We start from the raw sequence: 16,587 nt of genomic DNA, 5'->3' as shown, positions 1-16,587 counted from the left end.
ACCCATGGGCCAGGACGTTTTCCTGTCATTGATGAAACAGGCACTGATGACCGTGCTGATGCTCTCCGCGCCTGCGCTGGGGGTGGCGATCATCGTGGGTTTGAGCGTGGGCCTGTTCCAGGCGCTGACCCAGATCCAGGACCAGACCCTGCCCCAGGTGGTGAAGCTTGTGGCGGTATTGTTGACTATCGTGTTTCTCGGCCCGGTGCTGGCCGGGCAAGTGGCGGAACTCGGCAGCCAGGTGCTGGACAATTTTCCCTTGTGGACGCGCTGACCGCCCATGGATGCCAGCCTTACCGCACAGTTTCTCGAAGTCGCCTACCCGGTGATCAGCTCGGCCTCGCTGGCGGCCTGCCGGGCCATGGGCGTGGTGGTGATCACCCCGGCGTTCAACCGCCTCGGGCTCACCGGAATGATTCGCGGCTGCGTGGCCGTGGCGATTTCGATCCCGATGTTCATGCCGGTGTTCGACGCCATGACCTCGATGCCCAACCACGGCAGCCTGTTTATCGCCGGGTTGCTGATCAAGGAATTCCTGATCGGCATCCTGATCGGCCTGTTGTTCGGCATTCCGTTCTGGGCGGCGGAAGTGGCGGGGGAGTTGATCGACCTGCAGCGCGGTTCGACCATGGCGCAACTGGTGGACCCGTTGTCCACCGGGGAGTCGAGTGTGATGTCCACCTTGCTGACGGTGATGTTGATCACGCTGTTCTTCATGTCCGGCGGTTTTATCCTGATGGTCGACGGTTATTACCACAGCTACCAGCTGTGGCCGGTGACCGCGTTTACCCCGGTGTTTGCCAGCTCGGCGTTGCTGGCGGTGCTGTCGATTCTCGACCAGATCATGCGCGTCGGAGTGCTGATGGTGTCGCCGCTGATCATCTCGCTGCTGGTCACTGATTTGATGCTGGCGTACCTGTCGCGGATGGCGCCGAACCTGCATATTTTCGACCTGTCGTTACCGGTGAAAAACCTGTTTTTCTCGATCCTGATGGTGATCTATATCGGCTTCCTGATTCCGTTGATGCTGGACCAGTTGGCGGAATTTCGCGGCACGGTGGAGCTGCTGAAAACCCTCGCGGGCATGGAGTAGCGCATGGGCGATACCAGCGAAGAGAAGTCCCAGCCGGCCACGGATAAAAAACTCAAGGACGCGCGAAAGAAAGGCCAGGTCGCCAAGAGCCAGGACTTGGTCTCGGGCATGGTCATCCTGTTCTGCACCCTGTGCATTTCCATCCTCGCGCCCCGGGCCCAGGCCCAGGTCACGGCGCTGATCGACCTGACTGCGCAGATCTACATCGAACCCTTCGCCACGGTTTGGCCACGGGTGCTGGACCATGCCGAGCAACTGGTGATCGGCATTACCCTGCCGGTGATGGCGGTGACCACCGGGGTGGTGATCCTGACCAATATCATCACCATGCGTGGCTTTGTGTTTTCCGTGGAGCCGATCAAGCCGGAGTTCAAGCGTATCAACCCGGCGGAAGGCTTCAAGAAGCTGTTTGCCCTGCGCAACTTTGTGGAGTTCATCAAGGGCCTGATCAAGGTGCATGTGCTGGCTGTGGCGTTCTACGTGGTGGGGCGGCATGCGTTGCAGGCGTTGATGGAGTCGTCGCGGTGTGGCGCGGGGTGTATCGAGTCGACGTTTTTCCTGGTGCTCAAGCCGCTGGTGTTTACCGTACTCGCGGCCTTCATCCTGGTGGGCGGGGTGGATGTGTTGATGCAACGCTGGCTGTTCGGCCGCGACATGAAAATGACCCGCAGCGAGACCAAGCGCGAGCGCAAGGACATTGACGGCGACCCGTTGATCAAGAGCGAACGGCGACGCCAGCGCCAGGAGATGCAGGCGCTGGCCACCAAGCTGGGGTTGGGCCGGGCGTCGATGATGATCGGCACCACCGATGGCTGGGTGATAGGCGTGCGTTATGTGCGTGGTGAAACGCCGGTGCCGGTGGTGGTGTGCCGCGCTTCGCCGGAGGAAGCGTTGGGGATGTTGCAGGAGGCGTTTGATTTAGGGATACCGCAAGCGCCGGACAAGGGCTTGGCGGAAGCGATTGCGCGCAAGACGGTGCCGGGGGATCCGGTGCCGGATGCTTCGTTCCAGGCGGTGGCGGACTGGTTGGTGGCGGCGCGGTTGATCTGACGATCTTGAGCCGAACACCGATCAAAATGTGGGAGCGGGCTTGCTCGCGAAGGCGGTGTGTCAGTCACTGAAAATGTTGACCGACCCACCGCCTTCGCGAGCAAGCCCGCTCCCACATGGGTTCTGCCGGGTGTCAGGAAGTTCAGTTATGGCTTGTCCACATCATGGTACTCACCCCCATACCCATCCCCCACCCGCCAGATAATGTCGTGGTTCTCATTGGTCCATTCCGACGGTTTCAGCGAGTACTTGTAGTCCTCTGAGTTACGGTTATTCCCGTCCCCGATAAAGTCCGGGTGGTCCCGCCGATGGTCGCCCCCGCGGATACTCGACCGCGCATCCCACTCTTCCTTGCGGAAATCAAAAATACTCTGGTCCTGCGGCGCATCCCGCTGGCCCCAGTCGGACAGGTAGGTCTGCAACCACACGTACGCTTCATCCCCGTTGGGCTTGAGCAGCCCGTCCTGCTTGAAGTCCTGGATCTGGTCCCAGTTCTGCATCGAGATCTTGTGCAGCTTGTGGGACTGCACCGTGCTCAAGATCGCCCCGACAAACGACAACGCGCCGGAGATCAAGAAACCCACCGGTCCCAGGAACGGAATGATCCGCCCGGTCACCCCCAGCGTGCCCAGCACGCCGCCGGCCGCGCCCACCAGGCTGCTGACACCACCGGCCATCGACAGTGAGCCCGAGGCGATTTTCACCGGGTCTTTCTCGCGCACACCATCACGCAAGGTAAACGCCGCCTGCACCACACTGATCACGCCGCCTGCCACGTCGGTGGCCATGCCGATCACCTTGATCGCGCTGCTGGCGAACTTCGCGCCAAACCCGGCCCCGGCCACGCCGCCGCGGCTGGCAATGCCTTTTTCAATGCCTTCCTGGATCTTCGCCGCACCTTCGTCGCTCCAGCCGCCGCTGTTGAGGGCCTTGCCCACGTCCTTGCCGTCGTCCATGGCCTGGTCGACGATCTCGAAATACTTCTTCTGCACCGCCTCGGCGTCCTTGGGCAGCGCGTGGTACCCCTCGCCGGGCTTGGCCCACAGGTCGGGCAGGGAACGGTCGAAGCCCATCAGCTTGTACGCGTTGGTGCCGCGCAACTTGTCGTAGACCTTCAAACCCAGCGTGGCGAAGTGCGAGCCGGTGCCAAGGAAGCCAAGGAAGTCGTTGGCGATGCCCAGGCGTTTCATCGGCGTATCCGCCAGCTTGCCGCCTTGCCCGGCGAGTTGGTAGACGATACGGCCCATGCCGATTGCGCCGCCCACCGAGCCGAGTACGCCGTTGTCCTTGAGGAAGTTGAGGTTCTTCACGAACGCGCTGCGGTTCTCTTCGCTGAGGCCCGGCATGATCTCCTTGCTCACGGCCTTGTCGATGTCGCTGAAGCTGATCACGCCGTTTTTCTGCCAGGTGTCGCCAAGGGAAATCATCGCCTTGCCGAAATCGGCGGCGGCGTTTTTGTCCTTGAGCAGTTGGTCGACGAACTTCGAATACACACCCAGCGCCTGGCGCGGCAGGCCGTCGGCACTGCCCTTGAGCATCGACAGGATTGCCATGGTGTTGTCGGTGGTGGCCAGGGCGGTGTTGTCGTCTGAGATCTTGGTGGGATCGTCCATCAGCTTTTCAACGGCATCGGTGTAGCCGTCGATCTGCAGGTTTTGCAGGAAGTTGTCGGCCTTGGCCGGGTCGATATCGGCCAGGGCGGTGTAGGCGGTCTGGATTTCCTGGGTGGCCAGTTCGGTCTTGCCGCTGTCCTGCAGGGACTTGATGTACTGGGTGAAGTTCTCCGAGGAGGTGCTGTCGATCAGGCGCTGCCTGGTCTCATCGACCTTCGCCTGGCCGCCGTCGACCTTGCCCAGGGCTGCGTCGTGGTTGGCCTTGATGTCGTGCTGGATGGTCGAGTCGCCGAGCAGGTCGTTGATGGTCTGGTCGATGGCCTTGGTGTCGAAGATGTTGTCGCGTACATCCCGCGAGGTCACGTCGATGGGCGTGGTGGCGATGCCCTGGTTGCCGAAGCCGTGCTCGGGAATGATCGACATGCCGTTGTCGGCCATGCTCCTGGCTTCCACCGCCCGCAGGAACTTGGCGCGCGGGTCGTCCTTGCCGATGCTGCCGTCCTTGACCCCGGCGCGGTAGCTGTCCACCAGGGTCTTCATCGACAGGTCCTGCACCGACAGCGGGTTGCCGCTGTCATCTTTCTCGGTGGTGGTCAGGTTGTCGACGGAGACGTCCTTGAGGGGCGGCAGGCCGTTGTCGGTGCGCAGCTTGTCGACGTCGGTGGTTTGCGCGGCGATGTCGCTGCGGTAGCTGGAAATCTGCTCGAACATCTGTGGATTGCTGTCTTCCGACACCACGATTTTCTCTTCGCTGCCCCCCGGCTTGTGCTGGGTGAAGGCGATCAGGCCCGGGCCATAATCACCGGCGCCGCCGACGCTCATGATGTCTTCGGTGGAGGCCAGGTAAGCGTCCGGGGCGGCGAGGGTGTAGCCGTCGCCCTTGGCCTTTTCGATGCCGGCCAGGGTTTGGCCCTTGCTGGTGTAGGCGGCGAAGGCTTCGGGGGTGATGTCCTTGGACACCACCAGCAGTTTACCGTCGGCCTGGTTGACCACCAGGATGCCGTCCATGGGCGCGTCGACCTTGCTGATGTCGCCCAGCTTCAGGCTGGCCTCGTCCTTGCGCAGCAGTTCCTGGCCGGGCAGGGACTGGGCGTTCTTGATGTAGTCGAAGGCCTGCGAGCCTTCGCTGGCGTGCACGGCGTGGAGGAAGTTGTAGAAGGTGCCGCCCGCGTTGGGGTTGGGGTTGCTGAGGTCGGCGCCGGGCTGCGGCAGGTCGGCTTCGGACTTGCTGATCGCGTACTTGTGGCCCTGGTGTTCGAACAGGATCACTCCGGCGCTGCTGTCTTCGGACACCACTTTCAACTGGCTGAAATCGAGGTCGCCCGGCAGGCTGGTGACTTCTTCATAACCTTTGGATTTGCCGTCATTGAGGGCTTCCTTGGTCACCCCGGCCTGGGTGTAGGTGCTGAACGCCTGGGGCGTGAGCAATTCGGAAATGACCAGAGTCTTGCCGTTTTCAAGGCTGACCTTGAGGATGCCGTCTTCAGCCTTGCCCACGGATTTGATGTTGGCCAGGCGCACGCCGTCGCCGTCTTCGCGCAGCAGTTGCTGGTCGGGGTTCTTCAGGCTTTCGACGATGGCCTTGCCGGCCGGGGTGCCCTGGGTTTCGGCCAGGGTCTGGAGGAAGGTGTACAGCGGGGTACCTTCGTCGGGCCCGCCCTGGTTGACCGGGGCTACGGCATGGCCGAAGCGCAGGTTCTTCAATACGTCGAAGCCGTCCTGGGCGTTGGCCGCACCCTCGGCGCTGATCTTGTATTTGGCGCCGTCCTGTTCGAAGTAGATCACCCCGGCGTCCTTGTCTTCGGAAATGACCTTGAGCTTGTCGATGTCGAGTTTGGCCGGGAGGGCGGTGACTTCCTTGTAGTCCTCGGGCTTGACGGTTTTGTCGCCCGGCCCGGTGCTGGCAAGGATTTTGGCTTTGTTCAGGACGGCGTCGAAAACCCGCTCGGGAGCGTTGGGTTGATCGACGCGGGGCGACGCGGATTTTTCGGGGCGGGTGATCATCGGTTCAGTCCATGTGAGGGGCGCACGAGGACTCGATAGTAGGGGCTGCAAGCGAGTGAAAACGGGTTCGTTGGCAACAAGTCACAAGCTTTCACAGGTGTGAAATTCACGTCCCGGGGTAGCGCGTCTCCATCACGACGGACAATGCATCCGGACGCCAGAATTCCTGGTCGAACTCCACCGGCTGGTCATCCTCGCCGAAGTTCAAGCGTTCCAGATACACGCTGGTGGAACCGGTGGACAATTGCAGCAACTCCGCCTGCTCTTCATTCACCGTGCCAATGTGCATCTCCAGCTCACACCGCGACAGCACCCGGGAAAACCGCTCCCGCAGCAGTTGGGTCAGCGAGGTATTCAGGTCAGCCTCCAGCAGCCCCGGGCACCAGCTGGCCAGCAGTGCATTGAACTCCAGCAACACCGGCCGCCGGTCGATCCAGCGCCGCCGTTGCAGGAAAAACACCGGCTCATCCGCCGACGCGAGGCCCATCCGCCTGGCCAGCCAATCGCCCGCGGGGCGCAGCTCTGCGTGCAGGCATTCGGTGCGCGGCGTACGGCCTTGGGCACTTACGTAATCCATGAAGCCGCTGATGCGCGTCGGGTCATAGCGGATGCGCCGGGGGCTGACAAACCAGCCGCGACGGTTTTCCCGGTACACCAGGCCCTCGGCTTCCAGTTGCTGCAAGGCCTGGCGCAAGGTGACCCGGGTGCAGCCGAAGCGCTCGATCATCTCCCGTTCGGACGGGAATTTCTCATCCGCCTGCGGCACACCCGCCGCGATATCGTGGGCGATCTGTTCGCGAATGCGCTGGTAGTGCGGTGAAATCGGGTCGAAAGGCATCCTGGGGTTCCGTGTGCAGGCCTGGCGTGGGCGTGACTCTACCGTTCCTGTTGGCGCAGGTCACGCAGTGCCCACCAGCACCTTACTCAAAGCGGAACGAAGCCCCATGGGCCGAGGTTGGCAAGCGGTCACTGCCGTCGGCGCTGAGCCGCGAACGCAGGGTGCCGGTCTGCGGTGTGGTGCGATACAACCCACGTTTTTGCAGGGCCGGGATCACCAGTTCGACAAAGTCATTCAGCGAGCCGGGGCTGATCAACGGGTTGAGCATGTAGCCGCTGGTGCCGGAGATTCTGGCGTGTTCCTCGATTTTTTCCGCCACCTGCTCCGGCGTGCCCACCAGGATCAGGTCGCTGCCCCGCGTCACGTTGGCGAAGCGTTGCTTGACCTCGCCGGCGGTCAGCGGTTTACCGCTGCCATCGGGTTTCATCACGTAGGAGGTCATGCCTTCGGTGTGAGTGGACAGTGCTTCGCTGTCGGCGTAGCGGCTGATATCGATACCGGTGTCGCCAGCGTAGCTCACCAACTGCGCCTGCAGGTGATAGTTGCTTTGCAGGGTCTCGTATTTCTTTTGTGCTTCGATGGCGGTGGGGGCCGTGACGATGCGCAACACGGTCAGGGATTTGACGTCTTGCTGACTGCGCCCGCGGGCCTCGGCCTGGCGCCAGATATCTTCCAGCCCCTGGCGTATCTCCAGCGGGTTGGATTTGGCGATAAACACCAGCTCTGCATGTTTGGCCGCGAACTGCCGGCCACGGCCCGACCAACCCGCCTGGATCAGCAGCGGAGTGCGTTGCGGTGAGGGGGACGTGAGGTGCGGGCCGGCCACCCGGTAATGGTCGCCGGCATGCTGGATCGGTCGAACACGCGTGCCATCGGCATAGGTGCGTGCGAGTTTGTCGGCGAGCACCGCGTCATCGGCCCAGCTGCCTTCCCAGAGCTTGTACACCACGTCGAGAAACTCTTCGGCGCGTTCGTAGCGGTCGTCGTGCTTGATCATCTGCTCCAGGCCGAAGTTGCGTGCGGCGCTGGACAGGTAAGAGGTGACGATGTTCCAGCCGATACGCCCATCGGACAAATGGTCCAGGGTGCTGAAGCGCCGGGCGTGGGTGAATGGGTGTTCATAGGTGGTGCTGACCGTGACGCCAAAGGCGAGCTTTTCGGTCAGGGCCACCAGTGCGGGAATGATCGTCAGCGGGTCGTTGGCCGGCGCTTCCACCGCCCATTTCAACGCCGCCGCTTCGGACCCGCCAAACACATCGTAGAAGCCCAGCACATCGCCGAAGAACATCAGGTCGAGGTTGGCTTCATCTGCCGTGCGGGCCAGGTTCGACCAGTACTTGAGGGTGTTGATGCCCAGGCGTTCATCCGCCGGGTGGGTCCACAGGCTGGGCGCGCCGCCGCAGCCGACACTGGCTTGTTCGTACAGGCCGAATAACAACGGGGTTGGATCAGACATTGTGCTTCCTGCAGGTAAAAAGCGGTTATCGCCCGTGAAGGTAGGCCTTGCCGTAGTGCCGCTCCAGGCGTGCCTGGATCAGTTCCAGGCCAATGGAGAGCAGCCAGTAGATGACGGCAGCGGTGGTGAGCATTTCGATATAGCGGTATGAGGAGCGCCCGTAGGACTGCGCGAGGAACATCACTTCCCAGACGCCCATGACCGAGACCAGCGATGAGTCCTTGAGCATCGAAATGAACTGGCTGGTGGTCGGTGGAATGATGGTGCGCATCGCCTGGGGCAGCACGATCTGCCAGAACGTCACCGCCGGGCCCATACCCAGCGCCGCCGCTGCATTCCGCTGGCCCTGGGACACTCCGATGATGCCGGCGCGAAAGATCTCGCTCAGGTATGCCCCGTAGTTCAACGACAGTGCAATGATCCCGGCGCTGATGGCGCCCGGCACTACGCCCAACTGGGGCAGGCCGAGGTAGATCAGCAAAATCTGGATCAGCAGCGGCGTGCCGCGAAAGAACGAGGCGTAAAAACTGGCAATCCCGAACGCCACCGCGCTGTTCGACAAGCGCGCCATGGCCGTCGCAAACCCCAGGGCCAGGGACAGCCAGATCGAGCAGAAACACAGGAACAGCGTCAGCGCCGCACCCTGCAGAAAGCCGTTGGGCGACAGGTGCAGGCCCACCAGGTTTTGCCACTTGGCCGCGACGATCGCAAACTTCAGGTCGAAGCTCATGAACAGCCCGGCGAACAGGCACAGCATCACGCCCCAGGTCAGCCACAGGCGCACCTGGAAGGGCAACCACTGGTGTTTGACGGGCGGCGGTTTCACCACAGAGGTCGGGGTGGGAAAAACGCTCATTGGGTGATGTCTGCGCCAATCCATTTCTGGGAGATCTTCGTCAGCGTGCCGTCGCTTTTAAGGTCGGCCAGCACTTGGGTCAGCCTCGCGTCCCATTGGGGGTCGCCTTTTTCGGTGGCGACCACGTTGGGCTCGCTGTAAAGCTGTTTGCCGACGACCTTGAAGCGTGGGTCATGCTTGATTCGCTCATTGGCGGTCACCAGGTTGGTGAGCATTGCGTCCAAGCGTTTGCCGGTGCCGAGCGCCAAGTCCTGGAAGGCCACGATTTCATTGTCGTAAGGCACGGCTTGAATCTGGCTGAACGGGTATTCGATTGGCGTGTTGGCGCCTTCGATCACCAAGTCTTTGTTCAGGTAGGCCTCGTAGGTCGAGGCGCTGCCCACGCCGACTTTTTTCCCGGAAAGGTCACTGGCCGAGTGGATGGAAGATTCATCGGCGTTGACCACGATGACCGCCGGTGAGGCGTAATACTCGACAGGAAAATTGAACACTTGCCCACGGGCGGCACTTGGGGTCATGGAGCAGATGCACACGTCATAACGCCCTTGCCAGCGGCCTGCTGCGATTACTTCCCAAGAGGGTGTTTCCAACTTCAGGGTGACGCCAAGTTTGTCGGCCACGGCCTTGGCCACGTCGACGTCGAAGCCATCCAGCTGGTTTTGTTCATTGAGAAAAGAGAAGGGCGGATAGTTCTCCATCAGCACGCCAACCAACTGTTTGGATTGCGTGATGCGATCCAGCGTTGCCCCGGCGAACACCGCCGGGCTGGCCACTAACAGGGCCAGGCCCAAGGTCACGACAGTACGTAAATTCATAAATATACCCATGGGATTTTTTATATTTAAACGCGATAAGGGCTTTATGTTTAATGATTTTATGTACTGTAATGCGTTGTTTTAGTTATATGTTTTCCCAACTGTTGGCCTGGCAACAGTTGGGAAACAAACATCGTGTTCAAGCAACTGAAAGTTGCTGTTCCTGTTGGCGCAGGTCACGCTGCCATGACACCAACCCATACGCCGCCAGCACCACAAACCCGGCATACAGCGCAGCGGTCAGTTGCAGGTCCTTGTACACAAACAGGCCCACGTAGACCGTATCCAGCACGATCCACAGCCACCAGCTCACCACATACTTGCGCGCCGCCCACAGGCTGGCCACTAGGCTGAAAGCGGTGAGCAGCGAGTCCAGCCACGGCAGTGCGGCATCGGTGAAGTGGTGCATGGCGGCGCCCAGCAGCAGCGCGCCGATCACCCCGGCGAGCAGGTGCCGCCATGCTTCCTGGACCGGCAGCCGTTCCACCCGCACCTTGCCCGCGTCGATGCGCCCGGTGCTCCAGCGCCACCAGCCGTAGCCCTGCAACACAGCGAAGACCAGTTGCAGGAGCATGTCGGAATACAGCTTCACGTCGAAGAAGATCCAGCCGTACAGCAACACCGCGACCACGCTGACCGGCCAGCACCAGCGCACCCGTCGGGCGGTGAGCCACACCCCGGCGATATTGAAGATCACAGCGACTATTTCCAGCGGCGTCATACGGTCCCCTCAGGGTCAGTTTTGCAGGTGCAGCGCTTGTTGCTTGAGCTGGCGCTTGCGTTCAAAGGGCAGTTTTTCCTGGTCGCCATACGGCGCGCTGTACCAGTTGCCGTAAGTCGGGTTGGGCAGCACGAACCAGCGCTGGCCGAGCCAGCCCAGGTAGGGTTCGGCGGCCTCGCGCTGGGCGTCCAGGGTGTTGTGTTCGGCCTGCACGAAATCCCCCAGGGAATCACCCGCCAGGATCAGCACGCGGGCGTGTTGGGCGACCCATTGGCGTCGGCAGTTCTTGCCGTAGCCGGCGTGTTCGCAGCCGCCAATGGGCGTGCCGGCAGCCAGTACCTGCTGCTCGCTGTCCACCGGAAAGCCCCGCAGGCGCAGGTTGTTGACGGTGGCCCGGACCTGGCTTTGCTCGCGGTTGGTGATGTAGTACACCGTGATGCCTTTGTGTTTGGCGGCCTGCAGGAACGTCACGGCGCCCGGCAGCGCCTGGGCCTTGGCCTGGTCGACCCAGGTGTTCCAGCGGTCGTAGGAGTAGACCTGGTTGTTGACGACGTCCCGGGCATTCAGCGGGATGTTGTCGAGCACGGTCTCGTCGATGTCGACGATCACCGCTGGCGGCAGCCCGGCCAGATTGCGCGGTGGCAAGGGCAGGGCGTCCCAGTCCGGGGTCTTGAGGGCCACGTCCAGTTGGCGAGTGGCGTTGGCGAACACCTGGCGGTAGATCAGCTCGTGCTCGATGGAGGTCTGGGTCCACAGCACCGCATCCAGCTGGTCGTTGGCGGGCGGTTGCTGCTGGCAGCCGACGAGGGCGGTGGAGAGCAGGCACACACTGGCAAAAATCAGATTACGCATGAACAGTCAGCCTCAAAAATTGACGGTGGCGGATAACCGCGCGGTGCGTGGCGCGCCCAAGAACAGGTAGCCATCGCCCGCCGATTCACCCACATCGCGCCAGTAGCGTTTGTCGAACAGGTTGTCGACGGTCAGGCGCAGCACAGTATCGTAATCACCGACTTTGGTGCTGTAGCGTCCGCCGACATCGAACACCGCATAGTCGTCGACCTTCACGCTGGCCTCGCGGTTCGCGTACTTGCTGCCGCTGTATTGCACGCCGCCGAGCAGGGCCAGGCCCTTGATCCCGGGAATGCTGTAGTCGCCGTGCAGGCTGGCGCGCAGCTTGGGTACGTTGATCGCCTGGTGGCCGTCGTAGTCGTCGGTGCCGCTGCCGCTCACCCGGGCGCGAATCGCCGCCACGCTGGCCGACACTTGCAGGTTATCGGTCACTCGGCCGTTGGCAGAGAGTTCCAGACCCACGTTCTTCTGCTTGCCTTGCTGCACAAAGGTGAGGGTGCCGTCATCGTTGGGCCGGTTGTATTGCAGGTCCTGGGTGATCTGGAACAGCGCGGCGGTCAGGCTCAGGCGCTGGAAGTCACGCTTGATCCCCACTTCCAGCTGGCGCGAGGTGGTCGGCGGCAATACCTCATCGGCGTTGCTGCTGAACCATGCCGCGGTGCCGCCCAGGGGCAGGCCCTTGCTGTAGCTGGCGTACAGGGTGGTGTCCGGGCGCGGCTTGTAGATCAGCGCCACCTGGGGCAGGAATACGCTGCGCTGGGTATGGCGGGTGGTGTCGCCGGCCTGGTCGTAGGTTTCTTCGTCGAGGCGCACCTGGCGCCCGCCGAGAATGGTTTGCCACTGCTCGTTGAAGCTGATGCGGTCGCTGGCGAACAGCCCGTATTGGCGGCTGTCCAGGCGCCGGTAGGTATGGCCCAGCGGCCCCTCGTAGGGGTCAAGCACCGGCGGCTTTTCGTAGATATTGCCCTCGCCGATGTATTCGTTGACTGATTCACGCCGGTCCACCAGGCGGCGGTAGGCAGTGGTGCCGAAGGTCAGGTCATGCTTGAGAAAACCGGTGTCGAACTGGCCGTTGAGGGCGGCCTGGGCTTCTTCGTTGCTGCGGGTGTCATCGGGGCTGCGGTAGTCCGAGATGTCGTAGTCGCCCTCGGCGCTGAAGTGGTTGGGCACTGCGGTGTTGGCGCAACTGGCGGCGCCGTAGCAACCCCAGGCGAAGGTGCTGTAGTCGTCGATCACCACGCGGCTGCGGGAGGCGCTGAAGCTGGCTTTCCAGGCCTCGTTGAAGCGGTATTCGAACAGGCCGTCGAGGTTCAGCGACTTGATGCCCACCGGGTTCGACCAGCTCTGGTAGCCCAGCAGATCACGTGGCGACACGTTGTGGGGCACGGTGGTGCCGCCGAGCAATTGGTATCCGGGCACCGAGCGTTGCTCGCGGTTCTGGTATTCGGCGTTCAGTTGCAGCAGGGCGTTGGGGCTGATGTTCCAGTCGAGGGCCAGGGAGGCAAAGTCCCGCTGGCCGTCGGCGTGGTCGACGTAGGAACGGATGTCTTCGTGGGCCAGGTTGACCCGCACCCCCACCTGCTGCTCGGCACCGAGCCAGCCGCCGACGTCGGTGGCCAGGTAGCGCTCGCCGTGTTCGTTGGTGGAGACAGTCACCGAGCGCACGTTCTCCGGGCGCTTGCTTACGTAGTTGATCAAGCCGCCGGGTTCGGACACGCCGCTTTGCAGCCCGGACAGGCCCTTGAGCACTTCCACTTGCTGCTTGTTTTCCAGTGCGACGTTCTGTTCGCCGGTGATGGTGCGACCGTTGATCTTGTAGCTGCTGGCCGGGTTCAACGAGAAACCGCGCACCACGAAATTCTCGTAGTAACCCACCGGCGCATAGCTGTCGCCGACCGAGGCGTCGTTCTTCAATACTTCACTGAGCAGGCGGGCTTGCTGGTCTTTCAGGCGAGCCTCGGTGATCACCGCCACCGAGGCCGGGGTGTCCAGCAGCGTGGCGTTATCGAAGCCGGCGACAGCGGCCTTTTTCGCCTGGTAGTCGGTGGCCTGTTCACCGACTACGGTGACGGTGTCCAGGGTCGCGTCCTGGGCGTGGGCGGCCGTGGCGGCGAGGGTGATGCTCAGGGCGAGCAGGGTGTGACGGTACGGTGTTGCCATAAAAGGAGCGCTCCAAGGGCCTGCCCGCTGGCGCCTCGCGCTTTATTGGGCGCAAAGGGGCCCTGCGCTGCGCAACGGACGGGTTGCCAGTACGAAATTAAAAAGCCGGGGTCGCCGCAAAGGGCGTCAGGCCGGAGCTGCTCCGGTAGTCATTGGTAAGCGTGCGTCGGCGGCCCATTCCTGCAGCGAGCCGTCGTAGAGTGCGAGGTCCTGGCGACCCAGCAGGGTCAGGGCCAGGGCGTTGGCCGCCGCGGAAATTCCGCCGCCGCAGTACAGAATCAATGGACCGTCGCTGTGCAGCAGCGTGGGTCCGATAGCCACGGCCAGGGCGTCCTTGGGCAGGTAGCGACCCTGTGCATCAAACAGCGTGCGTGCCGGCAGGTTGTGGCTGCCGGGAATGTGCCCGCGCCGGGCGTAGCGGGTGGCTGCGGTGCCGTCGAACAAGGCGCTGCCCAACGCGCAGACGAGTACGCCGGGTGCTTGTCCTGCGGCCACCGCCTCAACGCCTGCGCGGTCGATCCACAGTGGTGCGTAGGTGCTGATCGGCCAGGGTTCGACGACGGGTGTGTTTGCAGGCTGCCCGCTGTGTTGCGGTAACCCCGCCCGTTGCCAGGCGTTGAAACCACCGTCCAGCACGCCGGCGTGAATGCCCAGCCCGCGCAGCATCCACCACAGGCGTGCGGCCCAGAAACCGTCGGCGCGATCGTAGATCACCACGTTGCTGCCGGCGCCTGCACCCAGATTCGCCAGTGCCTGAATCAGGCCTTGTGGTGTTGGCAGGGCGAAGCTGTAGCTCGCTTGAACGTCGGCCAGATCGGTCAGCAAATCGGCATGCCGTGCGCCGGGGATATGTGCGTGCAGCCAACCGGCATGACCGCTGGCGACCCGGTAATCACCGTCAAAACGCGGGGACGGCAGGACGACGGTGGCGTCCAGTATCACCAGCCCGGGCTCCCCGAGGTGGGCATGCAGCCAATCGGTATCGACCAGGATACTCATACGGATTTTCGCCGCAGGTGGTTGAGCAATCGTTGCCCCTGGGCACTGGCAAACCACTGCAGATGGCCCAGCAGGTAGGCGTGATAGGCCACGTCGGCGCTGCGGGTGGAACCCACTACGCCTTGGTAGTACGCGATTTCGGACAGGGCAAAATCCACATGCACCAACGGCAGCAGGGCGCTCAGGGTGTGCAGGTCCTGGGCGCTCAATGGCCGGCCCCGATGATAGCCGGTGAGCAATGCGTCGACGCTGTCGAGGTCCGCTGCTGCCAGTCCACCGCTGTCCAGGTCCAGCCAGGGCACGGCGTTGCGTTCGATGGCGGTCGCCAGGTCGTAGAGGGCGAAGGTGCGGTCGGCGAGGCCGAAGTCCAGCACGCTGGCGACGTTGCCGTCTGCATGCCACAGCAGGTTCGAGGCGTGCCAGTCGTTATGGGTCCAGAGCGCCGGTTGTTGGTGCAGCAAGGGTTGCAGGGGCGCGTGCCAGGGCAACAGCAACTCGGTCAGCCGTGCGTGCCAATCCTTGTCGGCGAGGTACTCGGTCAGCGCGGGGGTGTTGGCGATCGCGGCCAGTGGCGCGGGTTGATCGATCACCCGGGCATTGGCCAGCAGCACTTCTGTTTGACGGCGGGGTGCGCTGTAGTGCTCGGCTGCGATGTGCAATCGAGCCAGCGCCACACCCGCCGCCTGCGCATGTTGAGTGCTTTGGAAGGGCGACCACGACAGCGCATCGCGGTACAGGTCAAGGCCCTCGGCGACATGGTGAATCTCGTAGGTCCATTCACCTTGCGTCGTGGCCGTTGCACCGTGGCGGTTCGGCACCACTGCGGCAACCGGTGCGCCGTGGCGATGCAGGTGGGCGATCAGGCGGTGTTCTTCTTCCAGCCATGCGGCTTGGCGCACGTGTCGGTGATGCCGTTTGACGAACAGGGTGGCGCTGCCGGTATTGATCAGCCCGGCAGCGGAGAACGGTCGCGGGCTGTGCCAATGCAAACTGCGCAGTTGACCCAGTTGCGGGTACTCGTGCAGCAACTGTTGGATATCTGCTTCGTGCAGCGCTGGCCAGTCGGCAGCTACCGGATCAAGCCCCAGGCCATGGGCGGTGCGTTGTGGATTCATGCCGTCGCCCCGGGCAGATAGGCGTTGCTGGTTGCCCCTTGCCACACCTGCGGATTGTCGAGCACCGCGTGCTCGTGCAGCCACTCGGCATAAGGTTTCAGCAGCGCCTGGCGTTGCTCGCCCCAACGACCGTCATGCAGCCAGGTCGGAGCGATTTTGTGCAGGGATGCGCTGAGCAATTCCGCCGGGAAATACGGTGTGGTGTGCTCATAGGCCGCCAGCGCGATGGCTGGCTCTTCGGCCACGGCGAGATAGCCACGGGCGGTGGCCGCGAGGAAATCACGCACCAACCCGGGCTGCTCGGCGAGGGTTCGTTCGTGGGCGCCCAACAGGTAGCTGTGATACGCCGGTGCGCCAATCTGATCCACCGGCAACACCACCCGGCGTTCTGCTTCGATTGGGCTGTGCATCAACGCTTCCCAGGCCCAGTAGCCGCCGAAACTGGCATCGGCGATGCCTTCGGCCAACTGTTCGGGCCGCAACTCACGCACGCCGCTGTCCACCAGGATCACGCCATCGGGGTCGCCACCGTCGTTGCTCACCAGGTGACGCACCATCGCCAAACCCCGTGGCGTGGGGTTGAGCGCCAGGCGCTTGCCCACCAGGTCTCGTGGGCGGCGGATGCCGGAGTCGGTCAGGGTTTGAATCGACTCAAGGCCCGCATGATTGATCGCCGCGATGCCTTGCAGCGCTTGCCCCCGGCCGCGCCGGACCAGCAGGCGGTTGCTGGGGAAAATGCCGAAGTCCGCCGCGCCGGTCAGCAGGTGTTCAAGGGTGTCGCCACGGTAGGGGTCGTGCACCACCAACTCCACATCCAGGCCCAGCTCGGCGTACCAGCCGCGTTCCCGCGCCAGGTACAAACCCGCCGAATTCGGCCAGGGATGAAAGTACTCCAGCATTACCTTTACCGACACCATCGCTTGCTTCTCCAGCCTGCAGTCTTTTGATGGGGGCGATTTATAAGGGAGCAATCTGGTATATACCAATATCGTTTATTGCTATGGATATAACCGGG

General features: G+C 62.7%; 14 protein-coding genes. 3 read left to right on the top strand and 11 right to left on the bottom strand.

Annotated elements, in window-relative coordinates:
- The first annotated feature begins 4 nt into the window (after nt 1-4).
- From sctS to A462_RS23010, 3 genes are read left to right on the top strand one after another with little or no spacing between them, the layout of a single operon-like run.
- Complete coding sequence (gene sctS / locus A462_RS23000) at nt 5-274, top strand: type III secretion system export apparatus subunit SctS (protein ID WP_003208314.1); 270 nt, start codon at nt 5-7, stop codon at nt 272-274.
- A 6-nt stretch (nt 275-280) separates the two neighbouring features.
- Nucleotides 281-1,093, top strand: a complete 813-nt coding sequence (gene sctT, locus A462_RS23005) for a type III secretion system export apparatus subunit SctT (protein WP_003208312.1) — start codon at nt 281-283, stop codon at nt 1,091-1,093.
- 3 nt (nt 1,094-1,096) lie between these two features.
- Nucleotides 1,097-2,143 carry an EscU/YscU/HrcU family type III secretion system export apparatus switch protein gene (locus A462_RS23010; RefSeq protein WP_003208311.1) on the top strand — a complete coding sequence of 349 codons (1,047 nt, stop codon included), beginning with the start codon at nt 1,097-1,099 and terminating at the stop codon, nt 2,141-2,143.
- Nucleotides 2,144-2,289: 146 nt separating this feature from the next.
- On the opposite strand, the gene A462_RS23015 is transcribed toward A462_RS23010, so the two are convergent.
- The 11 genes from A462_RS23015 to A462_RS23065 all read right to left on the bottom strand — a co-directional run bounded on the left by A462_RS23015 (nt 2,290) and on the right by A462_RS23065 (nt 16,489).
- Nucleotides 2,290-5,760, bottom strand: a complete 3,471-nt coding sequence (locus A462_RS23015; protein ID WP_008433159.1) for a hypothetical protein — start codon at nt 5,758-5,760, stop codon at nt 2,290-2,292.
- 106 nt (nt 5,761-5,866) lie between these two features.
- Complete coding sequence (locus A462_RS23020) at nt 5,867-6,598, bottom strand: UTRA domain-containing protein (protein ID WP_008433158.1); 732 nt, start codon at nt 6,596-6,598, stop codon at nt 5,867-5,869.
- An 82-nt stretch (nt 6,599-6,680) separates the two neighbouring features.
- Nucleotides 6,681-8,054, bottom strand: coding sequence for an LLM class flavin-dependent oxidoreductase (locus A462_RS23025; RefSeq protein WP_008433157.1), 1,374 nt, complete (start codon nt 8,052-8,054; stop codon nt 6,681-6,683).
- 25 nt (nt 8,055-8,079) lie between these two features.
- Nucleotides 8,080-8,910: an amino acid ABC transporter permease gene (locus tag A462_RS23030; RefSeq protein WP_008433156.1), complete on the bottom strand. Its 831-nt coding sequence runs from the start codon at nt 8,908-8,910 to the stop codon at nt 8,080-8,082.
- Nucleotides 8,907-9,725, bottom strand: a complete 819-nt coding sequence (locus A462_RS23035) for an ABC transporter substrate-binding protein (RefSeq protein WP_008433155.1) — start codon at nt 9,723-9,725, stop codon at nt 8,907-8,909. The genes A462_RS23030 and A462_RS23035 overlap by 4 nt, the downstream gene beginning before the upstream one ends.
- Nucleotides 9,726-9,864: 139 nt before the next feature.
- Nucleotides 9,865-10,446 (bottom strand): nicotinamide riboside transporter PnuC, encoded by a 582-nt coding sequence (gene pnuC, locus A462_RS23040; protein WP_008433153.1) that lies wholly within the window; start codon nt 10,444-10,446, stop codon nt 9,865-9,867.
- Nucleotides 10,447-10,461: 15 nt separating this feature from the next.
- Nucleotides 10,462-11,298 (bottom strand): 5'-nucleotidase, lipoprotein e(P4) family, encoded by an 837-nt coding sequence (locus A462_RS23045; protein WP_008433151.1) that lies wholly within the window; start codon nt 11,296-11,298, stop codon nt 10,462-10,464.
- A 12-nt stretch (nt 11,299-11,310) separates the two neighbouring features.
- Nucleotides 11,311-13,458 (bottom strand): TonB-dependent siderophore receptor, encoded by a 2,148-nt coding sequence (locus A462_RS23050; protein ID WP_008433149.1) that lies wholly within the window; start codon nt 13,456-13,458, stop codon nt 11,311-11,313.
- 126 nt (nt 13,459-13,584) lie between these two features.
- Nucleotides 13,585-14,457 carry a sulfurtransferase gene (locus A462_RS23055; RefSeq protein ID WP_008433147.1) on the bottom strand — a complete coding sequence of 291 codons (873 nt, stop codon included), beginning with the start codon at nt 14,455-14,457 and terminating at the stop codon, nt 13,585-13,587.
- Entirely contained in the window at nt 14,454-15,572 is a 1,119-nt protein-coding gene (locus A462_RS23060; RefSeq protein ID WP_008433145.1) for a phosphotransferase, read from the bottom strand. Before A462_RS23060 ends, A462_RS23055 begins: the two co-directional genes overlap by 4 nt.
- The gene (locus A462_RS23065) at nt 15,569-16,489 is read right to left on the bottom strand and encodes an ABC transporter substrate-binding protein (RefSeq protein ID WP_008433142.1); all 921 of its coding nucleotides are present in this window, start codon (nt 16,487-16,489) and stop codon (nt 15,569-15,571) included. Before A462_RS23065 ends, A462_RS23060 begins: the two co-directional genes overlap by 4 nt.
- Nucleotides 16,490-16,587 lie beyond the last annotated feature (98 nt).

Origin of the sequence: Pseudomonas sp. Ag1, assembly GCF_000278565.1 — a bacterium.
Classification (GTDB): Bacteria; Pseudomonadota; Gammaproteobacteria; order Pseudomonadales; family Pseudomonadaceae; genus Aquipseudomonas.
This window is presented reverse-complemented; position numbering and strand designations above follow the sequence as displayed.